Below are 15,038 nucleotides of genomic sequence, written 5' to 3' on the forward strand. Positions count from 1 at the left end.
AACGCTATGTTCGAAATTGATATACATTTTCATTTTGTTGCTTTTGTTTTTTTACTGGTTCTAAATTTGTTTGTTTATAATTATTTTCATATTTAACAAACATTGAGACATTTACTAGAATACCAGAGGCAATTGCTAGTTGTATTAGTGAAGAGCCTCCATAGCTAACAAACGGTAGCGGAACACCTGTTAGGGGTATAACTCCTGAAACACCCGCTAGGTTAATAAAAGACTGTATGCCAATCATACTAGACACCCCAATTGCTAATAAGCTTCCAAATGGATCTTTACAACGAAGTCCCAGATAGATCCCCCTTAGTACAATATAACCTAGAGTAAGGATTACGAAGCTAACTCCCCATATCCCTAACTCTTCTGCAATGACTGCCATAATGAAGTCCGTGTGGACATCTGGTAAATACCCTAGCTTCTGAACACTTTTCCCTAAACCTAAGCCATTTACCCCTCCCGAGCCGATAGCAATATATGAATTTGTTAGCTGAAAACCTATATCCAATTCATACTTAAATGGATCACTTAAAACCGTAAAACGCTCTAATTGTTTCTCTGAAAAAATTTCACCCTTTAAGAAAATAAGTAAGGGAGTGGCTAAAAGAAGAGCAAGTAGAATTAACTTTGTTATATTTTTAATGTTCATTCCAGATGAAATAATTATTGCACCTGCTATTAAACAAATGATCATTGCAGTTCCAAAGTCAGGCTGCAAAGCAATTAATCCACATACAATGACAAGGTAGGCTAAAGGAGGCAAAACTCCATGATTAAATTTATTAATATATGCCTGCTTTTTTGCATACACTGCAGACAAGTAAATAATGACAAATATTTTAACAAACTCGGCTGGTTGCAGGCTAAATGGACCGATTTTAAACCAGCTCTGGGCATTACCCGCAACATGTCCAAATATAAAAAGGCCTGCTAGCCCCAAAATTGAAATACTTACCATAGGTAAAAGAAATTTTGTACTTTTCATAATTTTATACGGAAAAAATGCAGTAAAAATAAATACCACACTCGCCCCTATTAAAAATATTTTTTGTCTTTGGTAAAAATGATCACTCGAATACCCCCATCTTTGAACAGCTGACGCCATACTTGCACTATATACCATCACTAATCCAAATAAGGATAATAGGATGATTGCAATAATTAATGAATAATCATAGGATTTTAATATTTTTTTTAACATATAACAACTTCCTCGTTTTTAAAATTGTCGTTATTGCTATTATAATAGAAAATCCATCGAATTAGTTGAAGAAAAGTTATATAATTCTATTTTTCGAATGGGAAAATTCTGAAAATAACAATAGATAATAAAAAACTCAAACAACACATCATTATTGTTTGAGTTTTTTAGCTATTTTCTAATGGATGCTTCATGAAGCGCAGATAATTCTCTTTCTAATTTATCTAGAATCGCTTTGCCATCCTTGACTTCAATTAAGCCTAATCTAACCGCAAATTCTATCTCTCTCGATAATCCGAACATTTGCGTATCCAATACCTCTTCATAAAGTGGGCATTGAGGCATCGTGAGATTTTCCATTTGCACTTTAATAAGCTTTAATATTTTTTCAGCGTCTGCCTGTAATAAGGCAAATGCTTTTTCCTGATGATTTACAATCATTTCAGACGCCAACATTGATCCCCCCATTCAGAGCGATAACCCAACTTATCTATAAATTTTACCTTTTACCATAGAAAAATGCAAGAACAATCACGTATATGTTACATTGTTCCTTAATTTTATGTATATTACATTCCCTCTCTTTACGGTATACTTTATAGATATGAACGGGAGGAATGAAAGATGGAAAACATAATACTACTATCTGGCAAAGTTAAACATTCAATTACTCTGGATCCCACTGTCTGGATATTTGATGATCGTAAAGTTGATTTATCTACTTACTTTTCTTCTCCTTATAAAAATGATAACGGACTAGAAGAATATACTAAGTCTGTTTCTAAACATTGGGATCGAGAAATAATGGAGGGTGCTGTCTATCCACCAACCTTAAAAACAGAAAAGAAATATGAAAAAGAGAAGATGTTAACAGGAACTTTCGGCATCCCGTTTCAGCCCTTTTTAAAAAATGCAGAACCTGCTGAACAGGCTGTTACTTTAATCATAAAAACGGAAACTTCAGCATATGAGATTCCGCTTGAACTTGCAAATGATCTCATTCTTGGTTTTTCAGATATGGGGAAACCACTTACAGAAGACGGACCTGTCCATATTTATTTCGGAGATGGTTCGAACCGACTAACACCAATTAAGAACGTCAAAGAATTTATTGTTAAATAGGAAACAACGGGTGCCATTTTGGGACCCGTTTTGCGCGTATAATAACGATAATTTATAACAAATCTGCAGCCAGTCTTGCTAATCCCGACCGCTCACCTTTTAATAACTTTACATGCCCAGAAATTGTTTGATCTTTAAAACGTTCAACGACATAGGTTAAACCGTTATTGTAGGCATCAAGATATGGATGATCAATTTGCTCTGGGTCACCCATTAAAACAATTTTGCTGTTTTCCCCTACACGCGTTAAAATGGTTTTTACTTCATGTTTCGTTAAATTTTGTGCTTCATCAATAATGATAAATTGTTTCGGAAGGCTTCTACCGCGAATATAGGTTAATGCTTCTACCTCAATCGAACCCAATCCTGCTAAAATAGCATCTAATTCACCAGGTTTCTTCGTATTAAATAGATATTCGAGATTATCAAAAATCGGCTGCATCCAAGGTCTAAGTTTTTCTTGTTTTTCTCCAGGTAAATATCCTAAATCCTTGCCAACAGGTACAATCGGTCTAGCTACTAATAGCTTTTTAAACTCCCTGAAGTCTTCTGTCTGCATTAATCCAGCTGCCAAAGCTAGTAAGGTTTTGCCTGTCCCTGCTTTACCTATTAAGGTTATAAGCGGTATATCCTTGCGAACCAATAACTCAATTGCCATTGTTTGCTGCACATTCCTAGGGTGAATCCCCCAAACATGTTCTTGATTAATGGCAAGTTTTTTAACTTTTTTCCCAGTTATATCCACCATCCCTAAAGCTGAAGCAGATCCTCCTAAAGCGTCTTTCATTATTAAGAATTGGTTCGGATAAAATGAATATTTTCCAACTTCGGTTAATGATAGTTCGCCTTTTTCATAAAAAGTTCCCAGCAATTCTCCAGGTAAAAAGACTTCTAAAAAGCCAGTATATATATGGTCAATTTCCACCACCCTGTCACTTAAAAAATCCTCTGCTGTTAACCCAATGGCATCGGCCTTTACCCGAACCAAGGTATCCTTGCTAACGAGGATAACAGGCTTTCCATTTTCCTTTAATTGTTCTTCTGTAGATAAATTTTTGGCAACTGCAAGAATACGATTATCATTTGTTTTCTCAACAAATATTTCTTGTAATTCATGAAATGCACGATGATTAAGTTCAATTCTAATCGTCCCACCATTTTCAAGTGGTATTTTTTCATGAAGCTTACCTGTAGCACGCAATCCATCGATTAATTTTGATACATGGCGGGCATTTCTTCCTATTTCATCCATGTATCTTTTCTTTGAGTCCACTTCTTCAAGGACAACTGCAGGAATGACAACTTCATTATCTTCGAAAGAGAATATGGAATACGGGTCTTGTAATAAGACGTTTGTATCTAACACGTATATTTTACTCAAAGCGACGCCTCCACTTTTTCTAGTTGATTGGTTAGCTAATAATTTTTGAACTAACCTATTGCTAGATAGGACTTTGTTAAAATATATGTTTGTTCGAATAAAGATAGAAGGATTTCCGCACAATAAATGTATGTTGGAGATAACAAAACTCCAGTTATATATGAATTGTTTATCTAACTCTATATAGGGGTGAATTTTTAAAATGAAAAGGATTCTCATGTTTACTATGGTATTCTTGGCTTTAGCTGCTTGTAACAACACAAACAATGCTCAAAATAATGAGAAGCAATCATTAGTTAACGTAAAGAACAGTTATATTGAAGAAGTAGATCGAAAAACTGGCCAAGAAGTTTCTAAACGTCTAGTTGAACTTGCTACAAGTATTCCAAACGTTCATGATGCTACAGCTGTTGTATTTGGCAGATATGCAATTGTTGGTATCGATGTGAATTCAAAGATTGAGCGCTCGCAAGTTGGGACCATCAAGTATTCAGTTGCTGAAAGTTTAAAGAAAGACCCGTATGGTGCACGCGCCATTGTTGTAGCAGATGTAGACACCAACCAGCGATTAAAAGAAATTTCAGCGGATATTAAAAAGGGAAGACCCATACAAGGTATTATGGAGGAACTTGCAGATGTTGCAGGAAGGTTAATGCCAGAGATACCCGGAAATATGATAGAGCCAAATCCTAAGAACGCTCCAGAGGAACCAAAGAAACAACTTCCAAATGACCAAAAGAAAAGCTTAGAGGAAGACCAGGAAGACCAATCTAATCATCTCAAATAGAAAAGAGCCTGAATAAAAGCTTAGTCATCGACTAAGCTTTTTTCAATGCATCCATTACTTGCTTATCTAATTTGGCAGCTGCGTTTTTGTCATAGGTTTTGTCATACTGTGGTTCGATGACAATTTTTGAACCATAGAACATTACGTCTCTAACCTCATTAATCTTGAATTCAATCAAACCCAGCTTTAATGGAACTTCGGAAAGACGCTCCACTTTTAAGACCGCATCACCCTGGATAGAATATGTAGATTCATTCGCAATCAAATTAATAACCGCTTTACTATTATGGGTGATATTTTGAATAATTCTCGATTTATGATCTACTGCAAAATAGATGGTTTGTTCATTTTTTGCTAAAATCCAAGAAATTGCTCCTACATTGGGACCACCTGTCTCAAAATCCACTGTAGCTAATGTTACAAACCTTTCTTTTTGCAACTCATCAAATAATGGCTTAATGAGTTTTGGTTCCACTTGATTCACCATCTTTACATCCCCTTCATTCAGTTCCATACTCTTTAATTTAAGGCTGTGTTAACAAGACTGTTGATTTGCGCTCCAGGCACTTCGCTTTCCGCGGGCGGTCGGTGAGCCTCCTCGCCGCTGCGCGCCTGCGGGGTCTCACCCTGACCTGCTAGTCCCGCAGGAGTCTCGTGCCTTCCGCGCAAATCAACAGGCTATAAAATCAACAATAACCTTTAACACAGCCTAATGTAAAAAACAGATAATCTCATAGTACTATTATCTGTTTTTTTCAGCAACTTAATCACAATTGATTTTCCTGTTAGCTTACTTGCATGATATACTATATAACAAAGTAAGATAGAATGAACTTGAGGTGTATGATGAGAGTAAAATGTGTTATCTGCGACAAAATTGAATCGATAGAAGATGAATCCTTCGAGGCAAAACGGCTTCGAAATCGTCCAATCCATACATATATGTGCGATGACTGTAGTAGTAGAATTTCCGAAAAGACGAAAGCGAGAATTGAAACAGGTAACTTTAGATTTTACAGTACAAAGTCCGAGAAGGATGAATGGTAAAAAATGCCAATTCCGCAATGGAATTGGCATTTTTTTAATCTTCAATTGGAAAGTTGCAATATTTATCTGGCTCTTGGTTTATTTGGTTGAGCATTACCTCGATGAGTTCACGAGGAAACCGGGTTTTCTTCGCTTCTCCTTCATGGGTAAAGGAAACATAATACATCATTTCATCAGTTGTCACATCAATATTTGTTAGATGATGTTCATCCTTAATAATCCCATTAAAAAGGTCTAACGTTTCTCTTGCTGCCGTATCTTCTGGACGAGCATCACAGACAACCTTTATCGAGAGCCAATTATAGAGTGCATCCTGTACCGATCTCATGTTTCTAGTCCCCCATTACTTCGCTTTGAGCTTGCTGCTTTTTGGAATTATGAAGGCGAATTTTGTAGATGATTAATATTAAGGCTGCAACAACAAGACCCTCTGTTATTGGTAAAAAGATTCCTAGTGCAGTTAGAATCGTGCATCCTGCTGCCAAAAAGATATAGATCAAAATGGATTTACCAAGAGGCAGCTTTTGGGCAAAGCCAAGTTTATAAACCAAAATGGACAGGGCTACAATGGTAAGATAAAGCAGCCACATTCCCATTTTTGGATTTTCGGTTACGTTATAGAGAGCTGGAAAAAATGATAGCCGATCTGCTACATTCACACGAAAACCTCCCCCGAACAGATATTAGCTTAATTCTGCTGTTTTTTTCTTTTTAGCCATTCTTTCACGTTCATTTTTATCTAGGATTTTTTTACGCATACGAATGGATTCCGGTGTTACTTCACAGTATTCATCTTCGTTAAGATACTCCAAAGACTCCTCTAATGTCATGATTCTTGGTTTTTTAATAACAGAAGTTTGGTCCTTGTTTGCTGAACGAACGTTTGTAGCCTGCTTTACTTTTGTGATATTAACGGTTATATCATTTTCGCGCGTGTGTTCGCCAACAATCATACCTTCGTATATTTCAGTACCAGGTTCAACGAAAATTGTTCCACGGTCCTCAACATTCATAATACCATAAGTAGAAGCTTTTCCTGATTCCATTGATACTAGCACACCTTGACGTCTTCCGCCCACTTGACCTTGAAGCATTGGCTGGTAGCTGTCAAATGTGTGATTAATAATTCCATAACCACGAGTCATGGTTAAGAATTCTGTGGTGTAGCCTATTAGTCCACGTGCTGGGACATTAAAGATTAATCGTACTTGACCAGAGCCATTGTTAATCATATCAATCATTTCGCCTTTGCGTGCACCAATTGATTCCATTATAGAACCTGTATGCTCTTCAGGTACATCAATTTGAACTCTTTCAATTGGCTCACAACGAACACCATCAATTTCTTTTACAATTACTTCAGGCTTAGAAACTTGAAGTTCATAGCCTTCACGACGCATGTTTTCAATCAGAATGGATAAATGAAGCTCTCCACGGCCTGATACAATCCATGCATCTGGTGAATCTGTATTTTCAACACGTAAGCTTACATCTGTTTGAAGTTGAGCAAGTAGTCTTTCTTCAACCTTTCTAGAAGTTAGGTACTTCCCTTCTCTACCAGCAAATGGGCTGTTGTTTACAACAAAGGTCATTTGTAACGTTGGTTCATCAATTCTTAGAATTGGCAATGCATCTTGGTGTTCAACTGGACAAACTGTTTCACCGACATTAATATCTTCCATCCCAGAAACAGCAATCAAATCGCCTGCTACTGCCTCTTGAATTTCTTGACGTTTTAAACCAAAGAAACCGAATATTTTTGTTACGCGAAATTGTTTTACTGAACCATCGATTTTCATTAAGGCAACCTGCTGGCCGACATGCATGGTGCCACGGAAAACGCGCCCGATCCCAATTCTTCCAACATAATCATTATAATCAAGAAGAGCAACTTGGAATTGCAGAGGCTCATCACGATTGTCAATTGGTGATGGGATGTGCTCAACAATGGCATCATATAAACATTGCATGTTTTCATCCTGTTTTTCAGGATCCGTGCTGGCAGTTCCATTAATACCAGAAGCATAAATAACTGGGAATTCAAGCTGTTCTTCATTTGCATCAAGCTCAATAAATAAATCAATTACTTCATCTACTACTTCTAATGGACGAGCAAAGTCACGGTCAATTTTATTAACAACTACTATTGGAGTTAAATTTTGCTCTAATGCCTTTTTCAAAACAAAACGGGTTTGTGGCATTGTTCCTTCATAAGCATCTACAATCAACAAAACACCATCAACCATTTTCATGATACGTTCAACCTCGCCGCCAAAATCAGCATGACCAGGAGTATCCAAAATATTGATTCTTGTATCTTTATATTGAATTGCGGTGTTCTTAGCAAGAATTGTAATACCACGTTCTCTCTCGATGTCATTTGAGTCCATCGCACGTTCTTCTACATGCTCGTTCGAACGAAATGTTCCTGCCTGCTTTAATAATTGGTCAACCATAGTCGTTTTCCCGTGGTCAACGTGTGCGATGATTGCTATATTGCGAATATCTTCTCTTTTTTTCAAGTGTTTCACTCCTGCCTCTATTTCAAAAATTAAGCTATTTATAGTTTCCCATATATGGCTCAAGTATTATACCACATTAATGGTGGAAAACTAAACGCATTTTATGTAGAATAAAACTATAAATTATATTCGATTACAATTACTTGATCTATTTAACAAAGGGGAAAAGGAAAAATGAAGCGAATTAAATGGATTTTTGTCGTTTATGCAGTACTCGCAACAATAAGTATTATGGGCATAGGTGTTGCAATTGGAGAAGAAAGTATTTTAGGGGTGATCGTTAGTATAGTAGCGGTCATTCTTGTTATGGGATTTGGATTTAAAACAAAAGCTAAATTGCGGGTAAATGGAAAATGGTAAAAGAAGCCTATTTTAGCTTCTTTTTACCATTTCCCTTCTTTGAGATAGTCATTTATGATCGTTTGGTGCAATCCTGGTTTTGCTGCGAGTAGTGAATCCTTTGTTAGAAAGTCTAATTTTCCCCCTTTTAAATTAGTAACAACTCCACCAAGTTCTCCAATAATAACAGCACCAGCAGCAATATCCCAAGGTGACAGCCTCATTGATATATAGGCATCCACTCTTCCAGTTGCCACAAATACCATTTCAAGTGCAGCCGTACCATAGGATCTAGTCCCTCTGGCATCTTTTACTAAGGGAATAATAAGCTTATGGTCGATACGATGATTCTCCATCACCCAAGTAGCATTTAATGCGATGATCGATTCTTTCACAGTCTTTTTACTTAAAGTAGGCAGCGGAGTGCCATTCATAAAAGCACCTTTGCCATTAATAGCATGATATAGTTCACCATGAGCTACATCATAAATAAGTCCAATTTTCCCTATACCATTTTCAAAAACGGCAAGGGATATCGCAAAATTCCGCTGTTGATGAATAAAATTCATCGTTCCATCTATCGGGTCAATGATCCAAACGACCCCATCAAGATTTTTTATTTCGTCACCAAACCCTTCTTCACCAAAAACTCGATGATTCGGAAAATTCCCCTTAATTTTATTGATAAAAAATTGTTCAATTTCTTTATCCATATTTGTAACCAAATCGTTAGGATCGGATTTTGTTTGAATATTTAAGGTTTTATCAAATGAATCCCGAATTTTATCCCCAGCTTCCATAATCCATTGCTTAGCATGAAGATCAATATATTCCCAGTCCATAAATTCCCTCCAATTTCTTAAAAATTAATGTATGTAAAGCTATTTTGTATATCTTTAGCTTAAACAAATTAAGCTGCGCCTTCAACTCCTTAGCCTGCCCAATAGCTGATTTTCAATAAAATTATCGTTACTAACGCACAACAATAAACGAACTCTCTACTTCCATCACAGAGTTCGTTCTAATAATTCCATATGAAATTCTTTCTTTTCATTCTAAATAATATCCCCTTTGAAAACAATTTATCAAAGAGCTTTTAATTTTACTAACTCTTGGCGGATTTTTTCTAACTTTTGTTTACATTCCTTCATTTTTTTCTCATTTTTCTCTTCTAGAGCTTCAAATAAAGTGGAAAGTTCATAATCCATTTCTAAACGTAAATAGGCAGTTCTTTCTTTCTCGCCTACTTTTTTTAGAGAAGTATTCATTAGTTGTTTCATAATAGCTTTCTCCCTTCAAATTATTATTTAATTTTTCTGACTATTTTTAGTAATATAATATGAGTCACCATGCAAGGTTGCAACTAATTTGTGCATTAACCTATATAAGCATGATGGTTCATGAATTTTTGCTGATATGCTACAATATATGACAAATGTCAACACGTGGAGGAAGTAAAATGGATTTTACTGGATTTAAAAATGAAGACTTCGAAGTTTTTCAAATCGATGGTTTAGAGGCAAGGATGGAAGCACTAATTGAGAGAATTCGTCCGAAATTAACAGTTCTAGGGCATCACTTTGCACCAACATTAGCATCAGTAACCGGTGATGAAATGTTTGCTCATGTCGCTAAACATGCAAGAAGGACAATCAATCCTCCAAAGGATACTTGGGTAGCCTTTGCAAATAACCCCCGCGGTTATAAAATGCTTCCCCATTTTCAAATTGGACTGTGGAATACTCATGTTTTCATTTGGTTTGCAGTCATATATGAGGCACCGCAGAAACCGGAAATTGCTGCAAGATTAACAAAAAAGATAAACAAAATCTATAAAGAAATCCCGAAAGATTTTGTTTGGTCTTTAGACCATATGAAAACAGAATCGTACCAGCATGGGAAGCTTTCAAAAGAAGATTTACGAAGCATGTTTGAAAGGCTAAGAGAAGTAAAAAAGGCTGAATTATTGTGCGGCTATGAAATTAGCCGAGAAACAGCAACAAACATGGATGCAGATGAATTTCTAAAGATTGTAGATAATGTGTTTGAAAAAGTAGCACCTTTATATAAAATTGCACAAAATATAAAATAAAAAACTCCAAGGTGGAGTTTTTTATTTTATTTCATAGTGATCCTATCACCTGCGGATGCATCTTTTGCTTTTTTTATCGCCCTATAAGAAGAATAACCGCTAATGTTTTCAAATTCACTACACAATGTTTTTTCTTCCGCTTTACTCGGAACGATTTCCTTAAACCGGCGGTAAATAGCCATTAATTCATCACGATTGATTCCTTTTTCATAAGCTTTTTCAATTGCCTCATAGAATTTTATAACATCCACTATTTCATCCGTTGTCCAATGGTAATCTATCGGGTATTGATATTCCAAATCCTCACCTGCTAATTTTATTTTCATATATGTATAATACCGTTATTTTGCCCATTTTTCACGAATTTTTTCTGCGTCACTAATCATTTGACTAAATAATTGTGCAACAGTTGGGATATCTTTTATTAGTCCCATCACCTGACCGGCCCATGCAAACCCCTCATCTTCCACCCCTTCATATATATATCGTTTGTTAGCCTGTCCGCTAATATAGTTCTTCAATTGTTCGTAAGTAGCATGATTTTTCTCAATGTCTAATATACGGTTTGTCCATGTATTAGACATAGCCCGTGCTGGTGCTCCTAATGACCTTTTAATAACTACCGTGCTGGACTCTGACCCTTCTATAAGCCGTTTTTTATAAAGTTCATTTGCATGGACGCACTCCTTGGTAGCAATAAATCTTGTCCCCATTTCAATTCCCTCTGCACCCAAGCTAAGTGCGGCCATAAGTCCGCGGCCATCGCCAATCCCTCCGGAAGCTATCACAGGAATTGATACAGCATCAACTACCTGCGGGATCAATACAATCGTCCCAATATCATCCCTGCCAAGATGTCCGCCTCCTTCCTGTCCCACTACCATGACGGCATCAGCACCAAGTTCTTCCGCTTTTTCAGCCTGCCTTCTCGCGGCGACAAGAACTAATTTTTTTATGGAAGTACCTTCTAACTGTTCAAAGATAGGTGCAGGATTTCCTCCTGTCATGGATACAACTGGAACGTCCTCATCAATTGCAACTTGAAGCATTTCTTCAAAAGGCCTATTATGCTGCCCGATTGCGTAATTAACACCAAATGGTTTATTCGTCAATTGCTTAACTTTTCTTATTTCCTCGCGAAGCTGTATTGGATTTTCAAGAGACATCGCAGTAATTTGTCCAAGTCCACCAGCATTGGAAACAGCTGCGGCGAGATCTGAATAGGCTAAATACGCTAACCCTCCTTGGATAATTGGATACTGGATATTAAGAATGTTCGTTACCCTTGTTTGCCAGTTCAACCAAACCCCTCCTAATTCTTGATACCCTCATATTTCGCTCCTAAAGGTTAATTTTCCTGTTTTATTGAGAAACTAACCTGACGACTAGAAAAAGTAGTTTCCCATCGCCAAAAAATTCTATGCAAGCAGTGGTATTAGTGCTATAATTCTTTTGTTTTGTGATTTATACAATAAAAGCATTTTTATATAAAGAGGTGTGGGAATAAATTGTCTCAAAATCAAACACCGTTATTTAGCGGTTTATTAGAACATGCAAAAAAAAATCCTGTCCAATTTCATATTCCTGGTCATAAAAAAGGGGTTGGAATCGATCCTGATTTTCGAAATTTCATTGGGGATAACGCCTTATCAATTGACTTAATCAATATAGGTCCACTCGATGATCTACACCAGCCAAAGGGAATCATTAAACAAGCACAAGATCTAGCTGCAGAAGCTTTCGGGGCAGATAGAACCTTCTTTTCAGTACAAGGAACTAGCGGTGCAATTATCGCAATGATTATGGCTGTATGTGGACCAGAGGATAAAATTATTGTCCCTAGAAATGTCCATAAATCTATCATGTCAGCAATTGTATTCTCTGGGGCAATACCCGTGTTTATTCATCCAGAAATCGATGAAGATTTAGGGATATCCCATGGCATCACAACTGATTCCGTCGAAAATGCTCTTAAACAGCATCCGGATGCGAAAGCCATTCTAGTGATTAACCCAACTTATTTTGGGATATCTGCAGATTTAAAAAGGATTGTAGAAATTGCTCATTCCCATAACATACCTGTCCTAGTGGATGAAGCGCATGGGGTTCATATTCATTTCCATGATGAACTACCTTTATCAGCCATGCAGGCTGGCGCAGATATGGCGGCAACTAGCGTCCATAAACTTGGCGGCTCTATGACCCAGAGCTCCATCTTAAATGTAAAAGAGGGTCTTGTATCCGCAAAGCATGTTCAAGCCATCCTTAGTATGCTGACAACCACTTCAACATCCTATTTATTACTTGCATCCCTTGATGTTGCTAGAAAACAATTAGCTACTAAAGGAAAAGAGTTAATTGATAAAACAATCGATCTGGCACAATCGGTTCGAAATCGTATTAATGAAATTGATCATTTGCATTGTGTCGGTAAAGAAATACTTGGATCGAAAGCAACCTTTGATTATGATCCAACAAAATTAATTATCTCTGTAAAAGAATTAGGATTAACTGGGTATGAGGTTGAGAAGTGGTTAAGAGAAAGACATAATATTGAAGTAGAAATGTCTGATTTATACAACATACTTTGCATCATAACGATTGGCGATACAGATATCGAAGGAGATATTTTAGTTCATGCATTAAAGGAGCTTGCTGAAGAACGAGAACATCGGAAAGAGAAAATTGAACCTATCCAAGTTCTGCTACCCGAAATCCCTATTCTAGCCTTAACACCTAGAGATGCATTTTATGCTGAAACAGAAGTAATTCCTTTTGAGCAATCCGAAGGAAGAATTATTGCCGAGTTTATTATGGTTTATCCACCAGGGATACCGATTTTTATTCCTGGAGAAATCATCACAAAAGAAAACCTTCATTATGTTAAGGAAAATCTTGAAGCCGGGTTACCTGTTCAAGGACCTGAAGATGATGAAATTAAAAAGATTCGGGTTATTAAGGAATACAAGGCGATAAAATAAAAATACAGGATTCCTTTTGAGGAATCCTGTTTCTATTTCAATTAATTATTTTATAGTTCTTCTTCAGAATGGTGGTCATCGCAACAATTACATCTTGAATAGAGAACTGTTACTTTTTCGTCTTCGAAATGATCAATTGTTGAATCACAAGCTTGGCATACGATTGTACCCATCTTTTCAATCCCCTTTTCATTATGAAATGTACATTGCATTGAAAACGCATTAATGTCCTTAAGATAATAATAATATAACACATTACATTTTTCAAGCCCAAATTGTATGTCACATTAAAATATTTTTCAGACAAAAGGACCTACTAATAGGTCCTTTTGTCCAATTATTCATATTGGGTAACAAATGGGATTTGCGGGAGGGTTTCACTGAAGAATTCAGCCAAATCGGCAGCTTGTTGTTTATCTGAAATCCGGAATACATTTTGAAGGTATTCAATATCTTCAATTTCTTTGGGGTCGAGGAGAGTAGAACGGCCTGTTTGCATGCAGACAACTAGAGGTTTACCAAAAAACATACTCGTATAAATAATACCAAAATCATAACGGGTATGTTCGGTAGTAAATCCAATAAACCTTACTTTTACATTTTCGTGCTCATCATATAGCTTTTCAAATAATTCCATAAGAGTCCTCCTTTTTGAAAGAGTATTTAGAATATTATTATAATTTACTTTTTAAGAATTAACAAATGACATTTGTGTGACTAAATGTTGGCAACATCGTTTTTACAATGCTAGAATATAAGAGATAACAAATGGGAGTATAGGAGGGATGATGTTGGCTGAAAACGCATTCATTAAACTAGTGCCTTCATCTGCGAAGCAATCAATTACGGTAGACGAAGTAAAGGATCTCTTATATTATTATAAAGATATTACTGAAAAAACTGGGAATCAAGTAGATTGGCAATATGGAGACTCTGCGTTTCCTTACGTGATTAAAGAAAAGGATGATGGAAAAGGAAAATGGTTTTATTTACATTCTACTAATGAACGCTATTACGCAATCTTAATTGGTGTTGACCAGGAAAGCATTCGTAATGAAGATGGTACTGATCGAATTCAATCATACATACAAGTTACTCTTCCAGAACAATCCACGTTCGGGGATAAGGGCAAAGCCAATGAATTCTGCAAATTCCTTGCAAAAAAATTTCAAGGAGAGCTGCACCTTTTTAATGAGCGAATCATGTACTATTATCCGAGGAAGTAATAAAAGTCTAACTCCCATTCTGGGAGTTTTTTTAATGCGTTAAAAGCGATAGTGTATAATGTATGGAAGTATATATCGTTAGGCTTAAAGATGTAATAAAAAGTGTTTTGGCGGCTGATTGTGTAGCTTTGTTACAAAGGACAAAGGCTAAATAAAAAAACACAAAGAACATGATAACCTTGTATAGTAGTTGATCATGCTTCGACATCCACTCAATAAGAGTAAAAGCACTCCATATAATTAATTGCAGTGTAATTACCACATAAATTCGCATTTATATCACCACTCAACATCTATTCTTAAAAGTAAAGAATGTAGTGTTTTAAATATA

20 protein-coding genes are annotated in these 15,038 nt (G+C 36.3%); 7 read left to right on the forward strand and 13 right to left on the reverse strand.

Annotated features, from left to right (window positions below; all coding sequences use genetic code 11):
* Nucleotides 1-4: 4 nt before the first annotated feature.
* A complete protein-coding gene (locus BLR86_RS03010; protein ID WP_090758154.1) occupies nt 5-1,210 on the reverse strand; it encodes an FtsW/RodA/SpoVE family cell cycle protein in 1,206 nt (401 codons plus the stop codon).
* Nucleotides 1,211-1,381: 171 nt separating this feature from the next.
* Nucleotides 1,382-1,663, reverse strand: a complete 282-nt coding sequence (locus BLR86_RS03015; protein WP_090758257.1) for an Fpa/YlaN family protein — start codon at nt 1,661-1,663, stop codon at nt 1,382-1,384.
* A 171-nt stretch (nt 1,664-1,834) separates the two neighbouring features.
* On the opposite strand from BLR86_RS03015, the gene BLR86_RS03020 reads away from it, so the two are divergent.
* Nucleotides 1,835-2,332, forward strand: a complete 498-nt coding sequence (locus tag BLR86_RS03020) for a hypothetical protein (RefSeq protein ID WP_090758155.1) — start codon at nt 1,835-1,837, stop codon at nt 2,330-2,332.
* Between the two features lie 52 nt (nt 2,333-2,384).
* Here the strand turns inward: BLR86_RS03020 and BLR86_RS03025 are convergent, their stop codons facing one another.
* A complete protein-coding gene (locus BLR86_RS03025) occupies nt 2,385-3,713 on the reverse strand; it encodes a PhoH family protein (RefSeq protein ID WP_090758156.1) in 1,329 nt (442 codons plus the stop codon).
* A 202-nt stretch (nt 3,714-3,915) separates the two neighbouring features.
* Here BLR86_RS03025 and BLR86_RS03030 point away from each other — a divergent pair, with 202 nt between their 5' ends.
* Nucleotides 3,916-4,500: a YhcN/YlaJ family sporulation lipoprotein gene (locus tag BLR86_RS03030; RefSeq protein ID WP_090758157.1), complete on the forward strand. Its 585-nt coding sequence runs from the start codon at nt 3,916-3,918 to the stop codon at nt 4,498-4,500.
* A gap of 31 nt (nt 4,501-4,531) precedes the next feature.
* On the opposite strand, the gene BLR86_RS03035 is transcribed toward BLR86_RS03030, so the two are convergent.
* Entirely contained in the window at nt 4,532-4,987 is a 456-nt protein-coding gene (locus BLR86_RS03035; RefSeq protein ID WP_090758158.1) for a pyridoxamine 5'-phosphate oxidase family protein, read from the reverse strand.
* A gap of 359 nt (nt 4,988-5,346) precedes the next feature.
* On the opposite strand from BLR86_RS03035, the gene BLR86_RS03040 reads away from it, so the two are divergent.
* Entirely contained in the window at nt 5,347-5,547 is a 201-nt protein-coding gene (locus BLR86_RS03040) for a YlaI family protein (RefSeq protein WP_090758159.1), read from the forward strand.
* Nucleotides 5,548-5,581: 34 nt separating this feature from the next.
* On the opposite strand, the gene BLR86_RS03045 is transcribed toward BLR86_RS03040, so the two are convergent.
* From BLR86_RS03045 to typA, 3 genes are read right to left on the reverse strand one after another with little or no spacing between them, the layout of a single operon-like run.
* Nucleotides 5,582-5,875 carry a hypothetical protein gene (locus BLR86_RS03045; protein WP_090758160.1) on the reverse strand — a complete coding sequence of 98 codons (294 nt, stop codon included), beginning with the start codon at nt 5,873-5,875 and terminating at the stop codon, nt 5,582-5,584.
* Nucleotides 5,876-5,879: 4 nt separating this feature from the next.
* Complete coding sequence (locus tag BLR86_RS03050; protein ID WP_090758161.1) at nt 5,880-6,206, reverse strand: YlaH-like family protein; 327 nt, start codon at nt 6,204-6,206, stop codon at nt 5,880-5,882.
* Nucleotides 6,207-6,230: 24 nt separating this feature from the next.
* Nucleotides 6,231-8,069, reverse strand: a complete 1,839-nt coding sequence (typA, locus tag BLR86_RS03055; RefSeq protein WP_090758162.1) for a translational GTPase TypA — start codon at nt 8,067-8,069, stop codon at nt 6,231-6,233.
* Between the two features lie 174 nt (nt 8,070-8,243).
* Between typA and BLR86_RS03060 the strand changes: the two genes are divergently transcribed.
* Nucleotides 8,244-8,429, forward strand: coding sequence for a YlaF family protein (locus BLR86_RS03060; protein WP_090758163.1), 186 nt, complete (start codon nt 8,244-8,246; stop codon nt 8,427-8,429).
* A gap of 23 nt (nt 8,430-8,452) precedes the next feature.
* Here BLR86_RS03060 and BLR86_RS03065 read toward each other — a convergent pair whose 3' ends face one another.
* Together BLR86_RS03065 and BLR86_RS03070 are read right to left on the reverse strand one after the other, a co-directional pair.
* Nucleotides 8,453-9,250, reverse strand: a complete 798-nt coding sequence (locus BLR86_RS03065; protein WP_090758164.1) for an inositol monophosphatase family protein — start codon at nt 9,248-9,250, stop codon at nt 8,453-8,455.
* 243 nt (nt 9,251-9,493) lie between these two features.
* Entirely contained in the window at nt 9,494-9,688 is a 195-nt protein-coding gene (locus tag BLR86_RS03070) for a hypothetical protein (protein WP_090758165.1), read from the reverse strand.
* A gap of 179 nt (nt 9,689-9,867) precedes the next feature.
* Between BLR86_RS03070 and BLR86_RS03075 the strand changes: the two genes are divergently transcribed.
* Nucleotides 9,868-10,500 (forward strand): YktB family protein, encoded by a 633-nt coding sequence (locus tag BLR86_RS03075; RefSeq protein ID WP_090758166.1) that lies wholly within the window; start codon nt 9,868-9,870, stop codon nt 10,498-10,500.
* Nucleotides 10,501-10,526: 26 nt separating this feature from the next.
* Here the strand turns inward: BLR86_RS03075 and BLR86_RS03080 are convergent, their stop codons facing one another.
* Both BLR86_RS03080 and BLR86_RS03085 read right to left on the reverse strand, forming a co-directional pair.
* Nucleotides 10,527-10,799: a UPF0223 family protein gene (locus tag BLR86_RS03080; protein WP_090758259.1), complete on the reverse strand. Its 273-nt coding sequence runs from the start codon at nt 10,797-10,799 to the stop codon at nt 10,527-10,529.
* 42 nt (nt 10,800-10,841) lie between these two features.
* Nucleotides 10,842-11,801, reverse strand: coding sequence for an NAD(P)H-dependent flavin oxidoreductase (locus tag BLR86_RS03085; protein WP_090758167.1), 960 nt, complete (start codon nt 11,799-11,801; stop codon nt 10,842-10,844).
* A 207-nt stretch (nt 11,802-12,008) separates the two neighbouring features.
* On the opposite strand from BLR86_RS03085, the gene BLR86_RS03090 reads away from it, so the two are divergent.
* On the forward strand, nt 12,009-13,481 hold the full coding sequence (locus BLR86_RS03090) for an aminotransferase class I/II-fold pyridoxal phosphate-dependent enzyme (protein WP_090758168.1): 1,473 nt from the start codon (nt 12,009-12,011) through the stop codon (nt 13,479-13,481).
* A gap of 50 nt (nt 13,482-13,531) precedes the next feature.
* On the opposite strand, the gene BLR86_RS03095 is transcribed toward BLR86_RS03090, so the two are convergent.
* Nucleotides 13,532-13,654, reverse strand: a complete 123-nt coding sequence (locus tag BLR86_RS03095; protein WP_090758169.1) for a GapA-binding peptide SR1P — start codon at nt 13,652-13,654, stop codon at nt 13,532-13,534.
* A gap of 164 nt (nt 13,655-13,818) precedes the next feature.
* Nucleotides 13,819-14,118, reverse strand: coding sequence for a DUF3055 domain-containing protein (locus tag BLR86_RS03100; RefSeq protein ID WP_090758170.1), 300 nt, complete (start codon nt 14,116-14,118; stop codon nt 13,819-13,821).
* Between the two features lie 151 nt (nt 14,119-14,269).
* On the opposite strand from BLR86_RS03100, the gene BLR86_RS03105 reads away from it, so the two are divergent.
* Nucleotides 14,270-14,707 (forward strand): DUF1885 family protein, encoded by a 438-nt coding sequence (locus tag BLR86_RS03105; RefSeq protein ID WP_090758171.1) that lies wholly within the window; start codon nt 14,270-14,272, stop codon nt 14,705-14,707.
* Nucleotides 14,708-15,038: the final 331 nt, after the last annotated feature.

The sequence above is a fragment of the Bacillus sp. OK048 genome (assembly GCF_900103525.1).
Taxonomy (GTDB): Bacteria; Bacillota; Bacilli; order Bacillales; family Cytobacillaceae; genus Neobacillus.